Origin of the sequence: Xanthomonas campestris pv. campestris str. ATCC 33913, from assembly GCF_000007145.1 — a bacterium.
GTDB classification, from domain to species: Bacteria; Pseudomonadota; Gammaproteobacteria; order Xanthomonadales; family Xanthomonadaceae; genus Xanthomonas; species Xanthomonas campestris.
The window spans coordinates 2353731-2371203 of record NC_003902.1 but is presented as its reverse complement, the minus strand read 5'-3'; the positions used below and the strand labels follow the sequence as shown (position 1 = coordinate 2371203).

Annotated in this window: 15 protein-coding genes; 6 read left to right on the top strand and 9 right to left on the bottom strand. The window is 65.8% G+C overall.

What is annotated here, in order from left to right; genetic code table 11:
* Nucleotides 1–46 precede the first annotated feature (46 nt).
* From XCC_RS10490 to XCC_RS10470, 5 genes are all read right to left on the bottom strand, one after another.
* On the bottom strand, nt 47–1099 hold the full coding sequence (locus tag XCC_RS10490; RefSeq protein ID WP_011037184.1) for a chemotaxis protein CheB: 1053 nt from the start codon (nt 1097–1099) through the stop codon (nt 47–49).
* 381 nt (nt 1100–1480) lie between these two features.
* Nucleotides 1481–1990 carry a ferritin-like domain-containing protein gene (locus XCC_RS10485; RefSeq protein ID WP_011037183.1) on the bottom strand — a complete coding sequence of 170 codons (510 nt, stop codon included), beginning with the start codon at nt 1988–1990 and terminating at the stop codon, nt 1481–1483.
* Between the two features lie 763 nt (nt 1991–2753).
* Nucleotides 2754–3011: a KGG domain-containing protein gene (locus XCC_RS10480; protein WP_012438401.1), complete on the bottom strand. Its 258-nt coding sequence runs from the start codon at nt 3009–3011 to the stop codon at nt 2754–2756.
* Between the two features lie 211 nt (nt 3012–3222).
* Entirely contained in the window at nt 3223–3531 is a 309-nt protein-coding gene (locus tag XCC_RS10475; RefSeq protein ID WP_011037181.1) for a hypothetical protein, read from the bottom strand.
* Complete coding sequence (locus XCC_RS10470; RefSeq protein ID WP_011037180.1) at nt 3522–4697, bottom strand: NAD(P)/FAD-dependent oxidoreductase; 1176 nt, start codon at nt 4695–4697, stop codon at nt 3522–3524. Before XCC_RS10470 ends, XCC_RS10475 begins: the two co-directional genes overlap by 10 nt.
* 245 nt (nt 4698–4942) lie before the next feature.
* Between XCC_RS10470 and XCC_RS10465 the strand changes: the two genes are divergently transcribed.
* Genes XCC_RS10465 through XCC_RS10440 form a run of 6 tightly spaced genes read left to right on the top strand, consistent with a single transcriptional unit; the run spans nt 4943 to nt 11024 of the window.
* Nucleotides 4943–6127, top strand: a complete 1185-nt coding sequence (locus tag XCC_RS10465) for a glycosyltransferase (protein WP_011037179.1) — start codon at nt 4943–4945, stop codon at nt 6125–6127.
* 54 nt (nt 6128–6181) lie between these two features.
* The gene (rfbF, locus tag XCC_RS10460; protein ID WP_011037178.1) at nt 6182–6955 is read left to right on the top strand and encodes a glucose-1-phosphate cytidylyltransferase; all 774 of its coding nucleotides are present in this window, start codon (nt 6182–6184) and stop codon (nt 6953–6955) included.
* Nucleotides 6956–6959: 4 nt separating this feature from the next.
* Complete coding sequence (locus tag XCC_RS10455; RefSeq protein WP_011037177.1) at nt 6960–8009, top strand: NAD-dependent epimerase/dehydratase family protein; 1050 nt, start codon at nt 6960–6962, stop codon at nt 8007–8009.
* Nucleotides 8006–8587, top strand: coding sequence for a dTDP-4-dehydrorhamnose 3,5-epimerase (gene rfbC, locus XCC_RS10450; protein ID WP_011037176.1), 582 nt, complete (start codon nt 8006–8008; stop codon nt 8585–8587). The genes XCC_RS10455 and rfbC overlap by 4 nt, the downstream gene beginning before the upstream one ends.
* The gene (locus tag XCC_RS10445; RefSeq protein ID WP_011037175.1) at nt 8584–9882 is read left to right on the top strand and encodes an NAD(P)H-dependent oxidoreductase; all 1299 of its coding nucleotides are present in this window, start codon (nt 8584–8586) and stop codon (nt 9880–9882) included. Before rfbC ends, XCC_RS10445 begins: the two co-directional genes overlap by 4 nt.
* A 56-nt stretch (nt 9883–9938) precedes the next feature.
* Nucleotides 9939–11024: an acyltransferase family protein gene (locus tag XCC_RS10440; protein WP_011037174.1), complete on the top strand. Its 1086-nt coding sequence runs from the start codon at nt 9939–9941 to the stop codon at nt 11022–11024.
* A gap of 33 nt (nt 11025–11057) precedes the next feature.
* On the opposite strand, the gene cobA is transcribed toward XCC_RS10440, so the two are convergent.
* The 4 genes from cobA to nirB form a co-directional block, all read right to left on the bottom strand.
* Complete coding sequence (gene cobA, locus XCC_RS10435) at nt 11058–11804, bottom strand: uroporphyrinogen-III C-methyltransferase (RefSeq protein WP_029628959.1); 747 nt, start codon at nt 11802–11804, stop codon at nt 11058–11060.
* Nucleotides 11805–11870: 66 nt separating this feature from the next.
* On the bottom strand, nt 11871–14669 hold the full coding sequence (locus XCC_RS10430) for a nitrate reductase (RefSeq protein WP_019237668.1): 2799 nt from the start codon (nt 14667–14669) through the stop codon (nt 11871–11873).
* Nucleotides 14666–15031 (bottom strand): nitrite reductase small subunit NirD, encoded by a 366-nt coding sequence (gene nirD / locus XCC_RS10425; RefSeq protein ID WP_019237667.1) that lies wholly within the window; start codon nt 15029–15031, stop codon nt 14666–14668. Before nirD ends, XCC_RS10430 begins: the two co-directional genes overlap by 4 nt.
* Nucleotides 15028–17445, bottom strand: coding sequence for a nitrite reductase large subunit NirB (nirB, locus tag XCC_RS10420; protein ID WP_029628960.1), 2418 nt, complete (start codon nt 17443–17445; stop codon nt 15028–15030). The genes nirD and nirB overlap by 4 nt, the downstream gene beginning before the upstream one ends.
* Nucleotides 17446–17473 lie beyond the last annotated feature (28 nt).

The following is a 17473-nucleotide window of genomic DNA, read 5'->3' as shown; positions in this document are numbered from 1 at the left end:
GGCCAAGGTGACGGCTGGCCGCGCCTGTTGGCATGACTCGCGTTGCTTAATGCTGATCTTCCTGCGTCAGCAACGCGCCGTCTTCGACAAGCGCGCCGTGTTCGACCGGGCGCTGCAGTGAGGTCAACAAGGCGCTGCGCAACACATCCGCATAGCCGCGGTATTCCTTGGCACGCGCGGCATACAGCGAAGCGACCGATGGCTGGTGAGCGCGGTCGTCCCCGGCCATCCGGCTCACCAATTCGGCGCGTTCTTCGATCACGCGCAAGGCCACGCGCAGCGCCTCATCCACCGAACCTTCCTTCGCGGACATCAGTGCGGGCGCGGTGTAGCCATGACCCACCTGGCAACGAAAACGCAGCGTGCCCGGTGTATGCAGCTTGGTCAGCACGCCACCACACGCCGGGCAGCTGAGCGCCACCGGCTCCCCCAGCTGCGTCATCACCTCGGTGGTGGACGGCTGCCCGCGCGCGATCGCGACCTCCAGCTTGAGCGCATCCGACGGCGCGATCGGCCAGGCTGCGGGTTCGCGCACCAGATCGGTGATGACCGCACCCAGGGCCGCACTGGGTGCCACCACGTCCGGGGTGAGCGCACGCAGCGCGTTGCGCGGCATGTCGTCGGCGATTGCATCGTCCGGGTCCTGCACCGCCACCGCACCACCGCAGGCCTGGATGGCTTCCAAGCCGGCGCAGCCATCGTTGAGCATGCCCGACAGCAGCACCCCCAACGCGCGTGCGCCGTGTGAGACCGCAACGGAGCGGAACAAGGCATCGATCGACGGCCGCGACATGTTCTCGCGTGGCCCGCGCCCCAGCACGACGTGCATGCCATCGACCATCAGGTGGGAGTCCGGCACGGCCACATACACCGCACCCGGCACCAAGGGCATGCCATCACTGGCCACGTGCACCGGCAAGCCGCGCACTGCGCTGCGCACCATCTCCACGATGCCCGTGCCTTGCGGCGACAGATGCAGCACCACTAGCACCGCGGCGGGAAGATCGCGCGGCAGGTCTGCCAGCAGCGTGCGCAGCGCCTGGCTGGCGCCTGCCGACCCGCCGATCGCCACGATGTTGCGGTTATTTTCAATCGTCACTGGTCACTCCCATGCTGTCGCACATCACTATTGCCGAGCTTTCTTCTAGAGGGTGTGGAAGCAGACACGAGTTAGGTGTGTATCGATTCGGGTCTGCGGTGCGGCGAGGATGGCGAGCTGCTGCTGACCACAGACCATGCCGATTGCGACGCACATGTACGGCGTCATGCGTGTGGTGCGCTGCGCTGTCTCCGCAACAAGATGGAATTCCATAACAGCAGCAATCGAAGATTTCGGAACGCGTATTGCCCGCGTATTGCGTCTACCGCTTGGCCGCGTGATCCCGTATGCGTAAGTTATTGGCCAAAACGCACAGGGCCCCGCTATGCAGGGCCCTGTCTCCCACCCAGCACCAACACGTTGGTGCCCCAGGCGATGCAGTTACTTCTTCGCGGTGACTCCGGGCGTTGCATCACGCACCAGGAATTCTTCGGTCAGCTCGGGCAGGTGTTCCAGCAGCCATTTGGCCATGGCTTCTTCCTGCGGAAGGATCTGCTCGCACATGCGCTGTGTTTCGACGTCCCCCACCGTCTTTGCAGCACCCAACAGCGCGGTGTACGTGGCAATTTCCAGATTCTCGAACACGTAACTGGCCATCGCGCCTTTGACGATTTCGTCCGAGGTGGTCATGCCGCCCATGGCTTGCCCAAAGGCAGCCATCTTGCCCATCGCGTCCTTCACCACCGACGGCGACCCGCCCAGGCGCTCGATACTTGCCTCAACCAACCGCTGCTGCCCCAGCGTTTCTTCAAGGTGCTGCTCGATACGCGCCTTGAGCTTCGGGTAATGCTCGATCCGCGCGGCCTGGGCCTTGAGCATCTGCTCGGCCTGCTGCTCCATTGCATGCGCGTCGCGCAACCAGTCCATCAGGTTTTCACGGGGTTCGGCCATGCGGGGTCTCCTGTTGTCTACGATGGGTCCAGGCTGCCCGCGCTGCGATGAAAGGCGCGGCTGCATCGAGTGAACGGCGTGTGCGTCGTCGACAATGGCTTTACATGCACAGGCGTCGATGCGCGCCCGCGGCAAGTACCCGCGAGGTCGTGCGTCGTGTCTACATGCACGTTTTTGATGGCGCGCTTCACTGGCTTGTCGCTGACGACGCAGGCGCACACGGCGGCCCGGCGCAGTACTTCCGCGCAAGCCCGCGGTGGTCATGTTCAAGTCCGTTGCGCTGCATTAGCAGAGCCACACCCGGCCCAGGCCGCACTCTCTCGGGCAGTGGCGTCACAGCCATCTGCCCAGAGCAACTGCCTGTGCGGGCACTGCGTCGCACTGGGCTCGTCGCGCGTCACAAGCACGGCCACGCCAGGCATTCGGTGGTATGTGCATGCGTTGCACAGTTGGTTGCGGAGGCCAGAGTGATTGCGACAAATTCGCCTGCAATCGATCTCTCAGCACGAGACGGTGTGCAAAATTTGCCGACCCGACATGGATGCCTTGCGCATCAACAGGTTGGCAAGCCCAAGCGTACTGCATCACGCATCATGGCGCTGCCTGCATCCAGGAGCTGCAATCGATTGCGGCTGCCAGCAATGCGAAAGTGCGGGCAAAACGCGTCTTTTCAAACGCTAACGGCCCCGTGTCCGAAGCGCACCGGGGCCGGTTTCCATTGCTGACACAAGGACCCGGCACGCATTGCTGCGTGCCGGGTGACTTATGCGGATTCTTCCTGGGGCTTGGCCTGCTTGGAACGACCGCCCTTGCTGCCGATACGCGACATATGGTCACGATCACGACTCACGGCCTGGCCACCCTTTCGGCCTGCTTCGCGCGCTTCGTCGCTAGTAAATTCGTGCGCATTGCCACTGGCATGCGCCGCCTTGCCACCACTGCTCGCCAACAATCGGCGCTTCTCCGGATCCAATGCGGCAAAACCGCGCCGGCTGCGAGTTGCGTTCTGTCCGTCCTCCACTGTGCCTCCTCTCGATGCGTCGATGACTACGTCACTGGGTATAGGAGGTACCGCAACTATCGTGCCAACCCTCAAACCCACGCATTTCGGTGTGGCGACGACCAATGCAGGCAAAAACGGCTGCGCTCGCTGTGCAAAAGTTGCACACCCGCTTTCACGCGGCCCGACCCTAAAGGGATAGCGCTACCACGCACGCGCCGATCCGCACCGCTCAGAGCAGGGTGATCTCCTGCGCGCGCACGATCAGCTGTTCCTGGCGGAAGCGCTGCTCCAACTCCGCGCGGTAGCTGCGCCACCAGCCGCGATCCAGGTCATCGGCCATGACTTCGTAGATCACCAGGTCGTCGTGCACCAGCTGCGCGCCCTGCTCCTGCCACGCGCCATGCACCGGTGCCCGGGTGTAGGCAGTGATGCCACCAAACCGCATGGCCAGGTGGTGATGGACCTCGTCGAACATTGCCTGCTCAAACCGCACGCCATTGTTGTCGGCGAGCGGCAGCAGCACCTGGATCAGGAACATGCGGCACCTCCCTGCGCAGAATCACCTTGACTGGAAGCCCCTGCATGGGCGGCGGCCCGCGCCTCATCACCCAGCAGCGCTGCCACATGCTCGGCAATGCTCAGGCAAGCGGTCAGGCCAGGCGACTCGATGCCGAACAGGTTCACCAGCCCGGCCATGCCGTGCAGCGCGGGCCCATCGATCCGGAAGTCGGCGGCCGGCTCGCCGGGGCCGCTGATCTTCGGGCGCACACCGCAGTAGCCCGGTTGCAGTGCGCCATCGGGCAGCGCTGGCCAGTAACGGCGGATTGCCGCATAGAAATGCTCGGCGCGCGCCGGCTCGCAGTGATAGTCGGGCTGCGCCACCCACTCCACATCGGGGCCGAAGCGTGCACGCCCCTGTAGATCGAGCGTCAGGTGCACACCCAGGCCACCTGGCTCGGGCAACGGATACACCAATTTATGAAACGGCGACCGCCCGGCCAAAGTGAAGTAACTGCCCTTCGCATAGTGCGCGCGCACGCGCGCAGTGGCTGGCAGGCCTTCGGTGCATGCGGCCAACGCCGGCGCACCGTGACCGGCAGCGTTGATCAACCAGCGGCACGTCAACCCCATCGCGTCGCCGCCCGCCGTGCAGATGCGGAAGCCGGCAACCAGCGGTTCGATCGACTGCACCGGCGCGCGTAACGCCAGCGTGGCGCCATGTCGCTCGGCATCGCCCTGCAAGGCCAGCATCAATGCATGGCTATCGATAATGCCGGTGGTGGTGGATTCCAGCGCAGCCACGCAGCGCAGCGCAGGTGCGCGCGCCTGCATCTGTGCACTACTCAATGGCACCACACCGGGTGCGGCGCTGTCGGTTGCATTGCGCTGCAACGCCTCCAGCTGCGCGGTCTGCGCCTGATCGCAAGCAATGATCAACTTGCCGCAGCGTTGATGCGGCACATTGCGTTGGCGGCAATATGCATACAGCAATGCGTTGCCGCGAACACACAGCTCCGCCTTCAACGATCCGGGCGGGTAATACACCCCGGCGTGTATGACTTCGCTGTTGCGCGCACTGGTGCCGGTGCCAATGGCCGATGCGGCTTCGAGTATCAACACCTCGTTTCCCTGCATCGCAAGCTGTCGTGCAATGGCAAGTCCTACAACGCCGGCGCCCACCACGATGCAATCCACGTCGTGCATACGTTCGTCCAGTTCGAGACCGCGCAAGTGTAAACGCACACCAGATCGTCACGCATTGTCGCGACTGGTATCACTGTTCGCTTACGGAGATTTTCTATATTTAGGCTCCGTTAGCCAATGATTCACGGTTGTCTAGGGCCAACAAACTTTTATCTAACTTTTGTCGACGTGCGTTGCTCCACCCCACCCGGCCGTAGCGTTCGCTGCGGATCGGTCCGGAGAAGCGTTGGCGTCAAGGAGTTGCAATGCCTGCGGCCCGGTCAGTGCTGCTGTCCTCGAACTATGAGGCATGGCCCGAAGCGTTTAATGGGCAAGCCTATGCGTTTCTCAATGTGGTGCGCAGCCTGGAGCATGCCGATGTGGTGTGTCCGCCTGCGGCCGCGTATGCCAGCGGGCGCGGCGTCAACCCGAGTGTGTCCTATCTGCTCAACGAGCTCAGCTACCGCGGCGTATCCGCGCTGCGCCGCTTGCGCGGCCAACCGGCCGCATCCAATGCGCAACGGTGCGAGGTTGAGCGCGATTACGATCTGTTTTTCTACGTATGCCAGTTTCCTCGAGAGTTGAGCACGCTCAGCCGCATTGGGCACTGGCAAGAACGCTGCCGCACGCGCGTGGCCTATTTGCTGGAAACCTGGCCCGAGCAACTGGAATCGCAAAGGTCCGAGTTGCGCCTGCTGGATGGGTTCGATCACGTGTTTGTACTCAATGCCAGTTGCGTGGAGCCGTTGCGCGCGTACACGCGCACGCCGGTGTCGTTTTTGCCCAGCGCCTGCGATGTGTTGCTGGCCACGCCGATGCCGCATCCGCAACAGCGCTGCATCGATGTGGTGAGCATCGGCCGCCGCAAGCCAGACGTGCACGACAAGTTGTTGGCGCATGCGCAGGCGCACCCGGAATTCTTCTACCTGCACGATGTGGTGCGTGGCGGTGCCGTAACGCACTGGCCTGCCCACCGCCTGCAGTCGGCGGCGTTGATCAAGCGTGCCAAGTTCTTCATGGCCCACGACTTCGTGGTGGACAACAAGGGCTTCTTCAAGGGCGTCAGGAAGCAAGCCCTGGCCACCCGCTATTTCGAAGGCGCCGCCGGTGGTGCGGTGATCGTTGGCTCCGAGCAGCGTTGCCCCGAGTTCGCACAGTGCTTTGACTGGGACGATGCGGTGATCGAACTGCCGGCAGACCTGGACGATATTGGCGGGTTCCTGCGCGCGCTCGAACAGCAGCCGGAGCGGCTGGCACGCGCGCGCCTGCACAACACCGTGCACAGCCTGCGCCGGCACGATTGGGCGCACCGCTGGGCGCAGATCCTGCAGACCCTGGACCTGCCGCGGCCCACATTGATGGCAGAGCGCATGGCGATGCTCGACACGCTGGCCACCATGGCCGAGCAGACTGCCGTGTCTCCGTCCATCGCCCACAGCGTCAGCGCCTGACAGTCACCCATACAGCGCCAGCACCACCGGCGCGACAGCCCGAAGGATAGGCAGATGAAGGCAGTGATTCTGGCTGGCGGCCTGGGGACGCGCATCTCCGAGGAGACCGCCATTCGCCCCAAGCCCATGGTGGAGATCGGCGGCAAGCCGATCCTCTGGCACATCATGAAAATCTATGCGTATCACGGCATCAACGAGTTCGTGGTGTGCCTGGGATATCGCGGTGAGGTGATCAAGGATTTCTTCATGAATTACCACATGCGCGAATCGGATGTGACCTGCGATCTGGGCAGCAACACCACCACCTTGCACAACACCCGCGCCGAACCGTGGCGGGTGACGCTGGTGGACACCGGTGCGCAGACCATGACCGGCGGCCGCCTACGCCGTGTACGCGAGCACCTGCACGGCGATGACGCCTTTTGCATGACCTACGGCGATGGCGTGGCCGACATCGATATTGGCGCCGCCATCGCGCTGCATCGGCGCGAAGGCCGTTTGGCGACGGTGAGCGCGGTGCAACCGCCGGGCCGGTTCGGGGCGCTGCGCGTGGAAGGCGAACAGGTCACCGGCTTCCGCGAAAAGCCGCTCGATGGCGATGGCCTGATCAACGGCGGTTTCTTCGTGCTCGACCCGCGCGTCATCGACGTGATCGAAGGTGATGCCACGGTGTGGGAGAACAGCCCGCTGGAAACCCTGGTCGACCGCGGCGAACTGAGCGTGTACCGGCACGAGGGCTTCTGGCAGCCGATGGACACCCTGCGCGACCGCAATTATCTCGAAACCCTCTGGTCATCCAATCGGGCGCCCTGGCGCGTCTGGGAGTAAATACATGCGCATCTTGATCACCGGCAACATGGGCTATATCGGCCCGGTGGTAGCACGACACCTGCGGCAGCAGTACCCGGACGCGTGGCTGGTGGGCCTGGATCGCGGCTGGTTTGCGCATTGCCTGTCCGACCCGCGCCAGCTGCCCGAGGTGGTGCTCGATCAACAATGGTTTGGCGACGTGCGTGATCTAACCGCGCAGCAGTTGAGTGGCTTCGATGGCGTGGTGCATCTGGCGGCGATCTCCAACGACGCCATGGGCAAGCGCTTCGAGCAGGTCACCGATGCCATCAATTGCCGCGCCAGTGTCGCGGTAGCGCAGGCCGCCGCGCAGGCCGGCGTCAAACACTTCGTGTTCGCCTCCAGTTGCAGCGTGTATGGCGCCGCCGCAGACGGCACACCGCGATCGGAAAGCAGCGCAGTGGCGCCGCTTACCGCCTACGCACATTCCAAGATCGACACCGAGCGCGCCCTGGCCCAGCTGGAGACCGACATGGTGATCACCTGCCTGCGGTTTGCCACCGCCTGCGGTGCATCGCCACGCTTGCGGCTGGACCTGGTGCTCAACGATTTTGTTGCCAGCGCGGTGGCCAATGGCACGGTGGAAGTGTTGTCGGATGGTTCGCCCTGGCGGCCGTTGATCCATGTACGCGACATGGCGCGCGCGATCGACTGGGCGCTGGGCCGCACCCCACTGGCGGGCGGGCGCTTTCTGGCCGTCAACGCCGGCGCCGAGCAGTGGAATGTGCAGATCCGCGATCTCGCGCAGGCAGTGGGCGCGGCGATGCCATCGGCCACGGTGTCCATCTCCACCACCGCACCGGCCGACAACCGCTCGTATCGCGTGGATTTTTCGCTGTTCCAGCGCCTGGCGCCACAGCACCAGCCACAGCAGACACTGCAGTCCACCATTACCGAATTGCGCGATGACCTGCTGCGCGCAGGCTTTGCCGATGGTGACTTCCGCCAAAGTTCGGATTTCATCCGCCTGCGCATCCTGCAGCAGCTGGTGGACAGCGGCGCACTCGCGGCCGACTTGAGGGCGGCGGCATGATCTTTCGCCCCACGCCGTTGTCTGGCGCCTTCATCATCGAGCCCGAACCGCGAGGCGATGCGCGTGGATGGTTTGCGCGGGTGTTCTGTACCCAGGAGATGGCGCAGGCCGGGCTGGTGGACCAGTTCGTGCAGGTCAACAATTCCTTCAACGCAGAGGCCGGCACCTTGCGCGGCATGCACTATCAGCTGCCGCCCGCGCCGGAGGTCAAGATCGTGCGCTGCATCCGCGGCGCGCTGTGGGATGCCATTGTCGACCTGCGCCCGGATTCGCCCACCTACCTGCAGTGGTACGGGGTCGAACTCACTGCCGACAACCGCCTGGCACTGTATGTGCCGCGCGGGTTTGCGCATGGCTTCATCACGCTGCAGGCGCAGACCGAAGCGCTGTATTTCGCCAGTGCGATGTATACGCCGGCTGCCGAACGCGGACTGCGCTGGGACGATGCGCGCATTGGCATCCGCTGGCCGTGCACGCCCGCATTGGTGTCCGACAAGGACGCCGCCTGGCCGGAGTTCAATGAGCAGGTGCATGGCGTGACCCAACTGACCGGGCTGACTCAACAGGAGCGCGCATGAGCGTCGATCGGTTATTGCAGGCGCGTGCTGCCGAAGGCCGCCCGCTGCGTGTTGGGCTTTACGGTGCAGGATTCATGGCGCGCGGCATCGTCAACCAGATCGCCCACGCCGTGCCCGGCATGCGCGTGGCGGTGATCTGCAACCGCAGTGTCGATAAGGCGATCGAGGCCTACCGCCAGGCCGGCCAGCAAGCCATCCGCGTGGACGATGCGGCCGCATTGTCGCGGCAGATCGCCGCCGGCACACCGGCCGTCACCGACGACCCCGCGCTGCTGTATGGCTGCGATGCGCTGGATTGCCTGATCGATGCCACCGGCGCCATCGACTACGGCGCGCGGATCAGCCTGGGCGCCATCGCCAACGGCCGCCACATGGTCACCATGAATGCCGAGCTCGATGGCACCGTGGGCCCGCTGCTCAAGCGCAAGGCCGACGCGGCGGGCGTGATCTTCAGCGCCTGCGATGGCGATCAGCCCGGTGTGCAGATGAATCTGTACCGCTTCGTGCGCTCGATCGGGCTCACGCCGCTGCTGTGCGGCAACATCAAGGGCCTGCAGGACCCGTATCGCACGCCTACCACCCAGGCCGGATTTGCGGCCAAGTGGGGCCAGGACCCGCACATGGTCACCAGCTTTGCCGATGGCACCAAGATCAGCTTCGAGCAGGCGATCGTGGCCAATGGCACCGGCATGTCGATCCTGCAGCGTGGCATGACCGGTTATGAACACCACGGCCACGTCGATCAGCTGACCCAGCGCTACGACATCGATGCACTGCGCGCGGTGTGCGGTGCGGTGGATTACGTGGTGGGCGCCCTGCCCTCGCCCGGCGTGTTTGTGCTGGCCACGCACGACGACCCCAAGCAGCGGCATTACCTCAACCTCTACAAACTCGGCGAAGGCCCGCTGTACAGCTTCTACACGCCGTATCACCTGTGCCATTTCGAAGTGCCGCTGTCGGTGTCGCGTGTGGTGCTGCTGGGCGATGCCGTGCTGCAACCGCTGGGCGCGCCGCTGGTGGATGTGATCGCCACTGCCAAGCGCGATCTGGCCGCGGGCGAAACCATCGATGGCCTGGGTGGCTACATGAGCTACGGCCAATGCGAGCGCGCCGATGTCACCGCGCGCGCGCGCTTGCTGCCGATGGGCGTGGCCGAAGGCTGCGTGCTGCGGCATGCGGTGACCAAGGACCAGGTACTCACCTACGACGACGTCCAGCTGCCGCAGCACCGCCTGATCGATCAACTGCGTGCCGAGCAGGCCGCCGTGTTCGCATCGGCGGAGCTGGCCGCATGAGCGCGGCTGGCTGAGCCGCAGCACCGCCACGCAGAGCGCGTGGCAGTGCCACCCGCATGGTCTCGGTACCCGCCCGTTCCACCATCCGCGTGCTGCAGGCCGGGCGCGCGCTCGCCGCGTTGATGGTGGTGGGCAGCCACATGCTGCTGCCCACTACGCACCTGGTGGAACCCGTGCCGGCGTGGCTGGCCGCAGCCATGGCGCATGGCTATCTGGGCGTGGATTTCTTCTTTGTGCTGTCCGGTTTCATCATCTACTACGTCAACCACGCCAGCGCGGCGCTGCCCGGCTGGAGCCATGACTACGTCACCAGCCGGCTCAGCCGCATCTATCTGCCGTACTGGCCGGTGGGCATCGCTTTGGCGCTGATCTACACACTGCTGCCGGCGCTGGACGATGGTGGTCTGGACTGGTCATGGGTCACCACGCTGACGCTGCTGCCGGTAGGCGGGCAGTCAGCACTCGGCGTGGCCTGGACGCTCAGTTACGAATTGCTGTTCTACGCACTGGCGTGGGTGTTTTTTCGCAGTGGCCACCCCTTGCGCTGCGCGCTGGCCTGGGCTGCGCTCACCCTGCTCTACAACGCATTCCTGCACGCCGCCGCACTGCAGCCCGCCGACACGCGCGGCGCTGGCGCATGGGCCGCCCCGTTCGAACAACCCATCGATCCGGCCTGGCGTGCGCTGCTGCTCCACCCGATCACGCTGGAATTTGTGTTCGGCATGCTGGCCGCACGCGCAGTGTTGAGCACAGCGCGCTGGCCGCTGCTGGTGTGCGCGCTGCTGGCGCCACTGGCGTTGCTGTGCTTCGTGCTGGGCGGCCTGCAGCGTGCACATTCGCCGCTGCTCGGGCTGGCGATTGCCGCAGCGCTGGTGGGGCTGGTGCGTGCCGAATGGCGCGGCTGGATCCAGGTTGGGCCGGCGTTGGTCCTGCTCGGCAATGCGTCCTATGCGATCTATCTGGTGCACATGCCGCTGATGTCGGTGGTGGCGCGTGCCACGCGGCGGCTTGGGCCCGCCGCGACCTGGCAAGTGAACCTGCTGCTCAGTGCAGCCGCGGCGATTACGCTCGGCGTGGCCTACCACCTGTGTTACGAACGCCCCGCGTTGCGCCACGCACGGCGGTTGCTGTCGCGCCGCTAGCTGCGGTGTAACAGCCCAACACGGCGCACTGCCTCAACCCACGGCCTGCTGCAGCAGCAGGCCAAGCGAGTCATCGCACGCGGCATTGGCTTCGGCCATTGCCCCACCCACCAGCAACAGCGTGGGCAGGTCCGGCGGCAGCGTGGCAGCAGTGCGGCCCAGCTCGCCCAGCGTGGTGAGCCGGCGCTGCTGCTCGGCGCGCGTGGCCGCCTGCACGATGGCCGCCGGTGTCGTGGCCGGCAGATGCGCCAGCAAGGCACTGGCCACTGCGTCGGCCCGGCGCAGCCCCATGTAGATGCCCAGCGTGGTGCCGCTGGCCGCCAGCGCGCCCCAGTTCGGCCCGCCGTGGTCGTGCGTATGCGCGGTGACGAAGGTGATGCCGTGGCAATGCGCACGATGGGTCAGCGAGACCTCCAGCGCCGCCGCGGCCGCGAACGCCGCGCTGACCCCGTTGATCACCTGCACGCCCACCCCGGCGGCGCGCAGAAAGGCGATCTCTTCGCCCGCACGCCCGAACAACAAGGCATCGCCGCCCTTGACGCGCACCACCTGCACGCCTTGCAGCGCGTAGCGGCGCATCAGCCGGCAGATGAAGTCCTGCGGCGTGGAGCGGCAGCCACCGCGCTTGCCCACCCGGATCACGCGCGCCTGCGGTGCCAGTTCCACGATCTGCGGGTTGGCCAGATCGTCGAGCAGCAGCACCTGCGCAGTGGCCAGCGCCTTCACCGCCTTGATGGTGAGCAGTTCCAGGTCGCCGGGGCCGGCGGAGAGCAACACCACATCACGGCAGCGGGAGGACGAGTTGATCATGGCAGCGGTCTCGCAAGGCAGAAAGGGAACGCGCGCTCAGGCACGCTGGGACGGCCGGCACAGCCGGGTGAGTTGTGGAACGCAGGAGCCACACACCGTGCCGCAGCCCAGCCGTTGCTTGAGCTGCGCCAGGTCGGCGCCGTCGTCGATGGCGGCATGAATCGCGGCGCTGGACACGTGCATGCAGGTGCACACAATCGGATCGGCCGGCGCACCCTGGGTCTGCGCAAACACGGCCAGGCGCGCGCCGCGCCACGGCTGCCCGCGCAACGCCGTGTCAAGCAGCGACTGATTGGCCGCGCTAGGTTGCGCCGCAGTGAGCAGCACGCCATCGATATGGCTGTGCCCGTCCTGCAGCCGCCAGCCCACACGGCGCATCAGCCCGCGGCGCAGGTCGCGGTATTCGAGCACGTCGGCACCGGCCGGTAACTGCAACGCGGCCACCAACCGATCGATCCACTCCGCTGACGGAGCACGCTCGCAGGCCGCATGCAACACTGCCCACTGCCCGCCGGCATCGCCGCCCGGCTCGGCATGCAGGCGCAGGCCGGCATAGCCGCAATCGCGCAGCAACGGCTGCAAGGCTTGCTGCAGGGCCAGCGCATCGCCGCGGCGTGCCGCCAGCAGATGCCAACCGAACGCGGCCTTTTCCACGCGCACGGCCGCGTGCTTGAGCTCGGGCTGCTGCGAGCGTGTGTCCACGGCCGGCGTGCTGACTTCGTTGATGCCGCCGCTGGCCAGCGTCTGCGCGCTCCAGTGCATGGCTGCAAACACCGTGCCCGAGCGCAGCTCGTCGGACAGTTCCAACGGCAGCACCAGCGCGCCGCGCTTGCTGGCCACACGCACCAGTTCGCCGGCTTGCAGGCCACGGCGCACGGCATCGTCCGGATGCATGCGCAATGCCGGTTCGGGGCTATGCGCAAACGCACCGGGCGCGCGACCACTGCGCGACATGCCATGCCACTGATCGCGCAAGCGGCCGGTCAGCAAGCGCATCGGAAAGCGTGCCGAGGTGGGCTCGGCAACCTTGCGGTACGGCGTGGCATGGAAGCGCGCACGTCCGTTGGGGGTTGCAAACACGCCATCGGTGTAACGCCGCGCTTGGCCTTGCGTGGCACCCGCCGGGAATGGCCACTGCTGCGGCCCGCGTGCATCCAGTGCGGCGTGGTCCAGGCCGCCGATATCCAGGTCGCGCCCTACCGTCAACGCGCGGTGCTCATCGAAGATCTCCGCCGGCGTGTCGAATGCGAACAGGCCAGCGCCTTCCTGCGGGGCCAGGCGCACCTCCAGTCGGCGTGCCACCTCGCGCGCAATCCACCAGTCCGCACGCGCCTGGCCGGGCGGTTCCACTGCCTTGCGCACGCGGGTGATGCAGCGCTCGGAGTTGGTGACAGTGCCGTCCTTCTCGCCCCAGCTGGCGGCCGGCAGCAACACATCGGCATAAGGAACGGTGTCGGTGCCGGAAAACGCGTCCTGCACGATCACCAGTTCGGCCTGTTCCAGCGCCGCGCGCACGCCATCGATATCGGGCATCGAATGCACGGGGTTGGTGCACACGATCCACACCGCCTTGAGCGTGCCCGCGCGCAGGCGCTCGAACAATTGCACCGCCGGTGCGCCCGGCGTGGCGCTGATGCGCCCGGCCGGCACGCCCCACGCGCGCTCCACTTCCGCGCGCTCCTGCGCATTGCCGATCTCGCGGTGCGCGGCCAGCATCGTTGCCATGCCGCCCACTTCGCGCCCGCCCATCGCATTGGGCTGGCCGGTCAACGAAAACGGCCCCGCGCCCGGCTTGCCGATCTGGCCGGTGGCCAGGTGCAGGTTGATCAGCGCCAGGTTCTTGTCGGTGCCATGCGCCGACTGGTTCAAGCCCATGCAATACAGCGACAACGCGGCCGGGCTGCGCCCGAACCACTCGGCCGCCTGCACCAGGTCCTCGTGCGAGATTCCGCAGATCTCGGCGCTCATGCGCGGCGTGTATTCGCGCAGCATGTGCTTGAGGGCATCGAAGTCTTCGGTCTGCGCCGCCACGAAACGCGCATCCACCAGACCCTCCCAGATCAGGTGATGCAGCATGCCGTTGAACAATGCGACGTCAGTGCCGGGTTCGATGGCCAGGTGCAGGTCGGCCATGGCCGCGGTGTCGGTACGACGGGGATCGATCACGATCCAGCGAATCTCGGGGTTACGCGCGCGCGCATCTTCCAGCCGGCGGAACAGCACCGGATGCGCGTAGGCCATGTTGCTGCCGGCAAACAGCACCGTCTGCGCCAGCTCCAGATCCTCATAGCAGGTGGGCGGGCCATCGGCACCGAGGGCGAGCTTGTAGCCGGTGACCGCGCTGGACATGCACAGCCGCGAGTTGGTGTCGATGTTGTTGGTGCCCAACAGCCCCTTGGCGAGCTTGTTGAAAACGTAATAGTCCTCGGTGAGCAACTGCCCGGAGACATAGAACGCCACCGCATCCGGGCCGTGCTGGTCGATGATTGCAGCCAGCTTGCCGGTGACGTGATTCAAGGCCTGGTCCCAGCTCACCGCCGTGCGCGGTGCGTCGCGGTGGCGGCGCAGCTCCGGCGCTAGCACGCGGCCCTGTTGGCTGGCCGCGGTCTGCGGCAAGGCCAGTCCTTTGCTGCACAGGCGCCCGTGATTGGCCGGATGCAGCGGGTCGCCTTCGATGCCGACGATGCGCTCGCCGGCGTCATCGTGCGTGCTGTGGATCAACACGCCGCAGCCAACCCCGCAGTAGCAGCAGGTGGAGCGCGTGGTGCGATGCATCGGCGAGGACGCAAGCGGCTGCGCCTCACCGCCAAGCGCCGTCAGCAGGCCATCGCTCATGCGGCCGGCTCGGCAACGGCGTCGGCCTGCAGTACCGGCTGCAGCACGATCCACACCGCACCGGCCTCCACCTTCACCGGATAGCGCGGTGCGCAACCCACATCCGGTGCGCAGGCCTGGCCGCTCTGCAAGGCAATCGCCCAACCATGCAGCGGGCACGTCACCGTCTCTCCGGCGACGATGCCTTGCGACAACGGCCCGCCCTTGTGCGGGCAGCGGTCGCGCAAGGCAAATACCTGATCGCTGGCGGTGCGGAAGATCGCAATCGGCGGCAGGCCCTCCACGTCGAGCACGCGCGCACCCAGTTCGGGCAACTCCTGCAGCGCACACACACGCACCCAGGCGTTCTCGGCCATGCTCATTCCTTCACCGTGGCGGCTGGCGCGGCAATGCGCAGCGGTTGGTATTCCTGGCGGCGTTCGCCGGCGATGCGGGCCTTCCACGGGTCGACCAGGCCTTCGAGCGAATACAGCAGGCGCTCGTAGAGCGCGCGCCGGTTGGCGGCGTCGTCCACCACCTGCGCGCGGATGTAGTCCAGCCCCACGCGCGCGATGTAGTGCACGGTGCGATCCAGGTAATAGGCCTGTTCGCGGTAGAGCTGCAGGAACGCGCCGGTGTATTCGCGCACTTCTTCGGCGGTAGTCACCTTGACCAGAAAACGCGCCACCTCGGTCTTGATGCCGCCGTTACCGCCAACATGCAGTTCCCAGCCCGAATCCACCGCGATGATGCCCACGTCCTTGATGCCGGATTCGGCGCAATTGCGCGGGCAACCAGACACCGCCAGCTTCACCTTGTGCGGGCTCCACATGTTGGCGAGCATGGTTTCCAGATCGATGCCCATCTGCGTGCTGTTCTGCGTGCCGAAGCGGCAGAACTCGCTGCCCACGCAGGTCTTCACGGTGCGGATCGACTTGCCGTACGCATGCCCGGACTGCATGCCCAGGTCGCGCCATACATCCACCAGGTCTTCCTTCTTGACTCCGAGCAGATCGATGCGCTGGCCGCCGGTCACCTTGACCATCGGCACCGCGTATTTGTCGGCGACATCGGCGATCCTGCGCAGTTCGCTGGCATTGGTCACCCCGCCCTTCATCTGCGGAATCACCGAGAACGTGCCGTCTTTCTGGATGTTGGCGTGCGCACGTTCGTTGATGAAACGCGACTGCGGGTCGTCGATGGCTTCATGCGGCCAGGTCGACAACATGTAGTAGTTGATCGCCGGCCGGCAGGTGGCACAGCCGTTGGGCGTGCGCCATTCCATGAAGGCATAGGCCTGCGCGTGGGTCAGCAATTTGTGTTCGCGAATGGCGCGCCGCACCTCGCCATGGCTCAGGTCGGTGCAGGCGCAAACGGCCTTGGTTTTCGGGGTTTCCTGGAAGTTGGAGCCCAGGCAGTTCATCAGGATCTGCTCCACCAGCCCGGTGCACGAGCCACACGAACTCGCCGCCTTGGTGTGCTTCTTCACCTCGTCCACGGTGAACAGGCCCTGCTCGCTGATCGCCTTGACGATGGTGCCCTTGCACACGCCATTGCAACCGCAGACTTCGTCGCTGTCGGACATGGCGCTGGCGCGGTCCTGGCCGCCGGTGCCCGAATCGCCCAGTGCGCTTTCACCGAAGATCAACTGGTCGCGCTGCGCCTGGATCGGCGTGCCGTCCTTGAGCAACTTGAAGTACCAGCCACCATCGCTGGTGTCGCCATACAGGCATGCCCCCACCAGCACGTCGTCGCGGATCACCAGTTTCTTGTAGACGCCGCCGGCCGGATCCGACAGCACGATCTCCTCGCAGCCATCGCCGCCCATGAAATCGCCCGCAGAAAACAGGTCGATGCCGGTGACCTTGAGCTTGGTCGACGCCACCGAGCCGCGATAGATGCCGATGCCGAACTGCGCCAGATGGTTCGCGCACACCTTGGCCTGCTCGAACAACGGCGCCACCAGTCCGTACGCAATGCCGCGATGGTTGGCGCACTCGCCCACCGCATACACGCGCGGGTCGAAGCTTTGCAGGCTGTCGTTGACCACGATGCCACGCGAACAATGGATGCCGGCTTCTTCGGCCAGCCGCGTGTTCGGGCGGATGCCGGCGGCCATCACCACCAGGTCGGCCGGGATCTCGCTGCCATCGGCAAACCGCACCCCGATCACCTCGCCCTGCGCGTTGCCGAGCAGCGCGCTGGTGGCGGTGTTCAAGCGGAACTCCAGACCGCGCGCGCGCAAGGCCTGCTGCAGCAGGTTGCCGGCCACCGGGTCGAGCTGGCGTTCCAGCAACCAACCGGCCAGATGCACCACGGTGACCTCCATGCCGCGCACTTTCAGCCCATTGGCCGCTTCCAGGCCCAGCAGGCCGCCACCGATCACCACCGCGTGTTGGCGGGTGCGCGCGGTGTCGATCATGGTGCGCGTGTCCTGGATATCGCGGTAGCCGATGACCCCTTTCAGGTCGTTGCCGGGAATCGGCAGCACGAACGGCACCGAGCCGGTGGCGATCAGCAGGCGGTCGTATTCCGCCTCGGTGCCATCGGCGGCGATCACGCGGCGACGCACGCGGTCGATGCGGGTGACTTCCTTGTTCAAGTGCAGGTGGATGCCGTTGTCGCGGTACCACTGCAGCGGGTTGAGCACGATGTCGTCGAACTCCTGTTCGCCGGCCAGCACCGGCGAGAGCAGGATGCGGTTGTAGTTGGGATGCGGCTCGGCCCCGAACACGGTGATGTGGTACATGCCCGGCATCAGCTTGAGCAGTTCCTCCACGGTGCGGATGCCGGCCATGCCGTTGCCGATGACGACGAGTCTGGGT

Coding starts and splice junctions, on each gene's coding strand:
- XCC_RS10445 (WP_011037175.1), top strand. CDS start 8,584: ATGAGCGTCGATCGGTTATTGCAGGCGCGTGCTGCCGAAGGCCGCCCG.
- XCC_RS10485 (WP_011037183.1), bottom strand. CDS start 1,990: ATGGCCGAACCCCGTGAAAACCTGATGGACTGGTTGCGCGACGCGCAT.
- nirB (WP_029628960.1), bottom strand. CDS start 17,445: ATGGCCGGCATCCGCACCGTGGAGGAACTGCTCAAGCTGATGCCGGGC.
- XCC_RS10475 (WP_011037181.1), bottom strand. CDS start 3,531: ATGTTCCTGATCCAGGTGCTGCTGCCGCTCGCCGACAACAATGGCGTG.
- XCC_RS10470 (WP_011037180.1), bottom strand. CDS start 4,697: ATGCACGACGTGGATTGCATCGTGGTGGGCGCCGGCGTTGTAGGACTT.
- XCC_RS10465 (WP_011037179.1), top strand. CDS start 4,943: ATGCCTGCGGCCCGGTCAGTGCTGCTGTCCTCGAACTATGAGGCATGG.
- XCC_RS10440 (WP_011037174.1), top strand. CDS start 9,939: ATGGTCTCGGTACCCGCCCGTTCCACCATCCGCGTGCTGCAGGCCGGG.
- XCC_RS10430 (WP_019237668.1), bottom strand. CDS start 14,669: ATGAGCGATGGCCTGCTGACGGCGCTTGGCGGTGAGGCGCAGCCGCTT.
- rfbF (WP_011037178.1), top strand. CDS start 6,182: ATGAAGGCAGTGATTCTGGCTGGCGGCCTGGGGACGCGCATCTCCGAG.
- XCC_RS10455 (WP_011037177.1), top strand. CDS start 6,960: ATGCGCATCTTGATCACCGGCAACATGGGCTATATCGGCCCGGTGGTA.
- nirD (WP_019237667.1), bottom strand. CDS start 15,031: ATGAGCATGGCCGAGAACGCCTGGGTGCGTGTGTGTGCGCTGCAGGAG.
- rfbC (WP_011037176.1), top strand. CDS start 8,006: ATGATCTTTCGCCCCACGCCGTTGTCTGGCGCCTTCATCATCGAGCCC.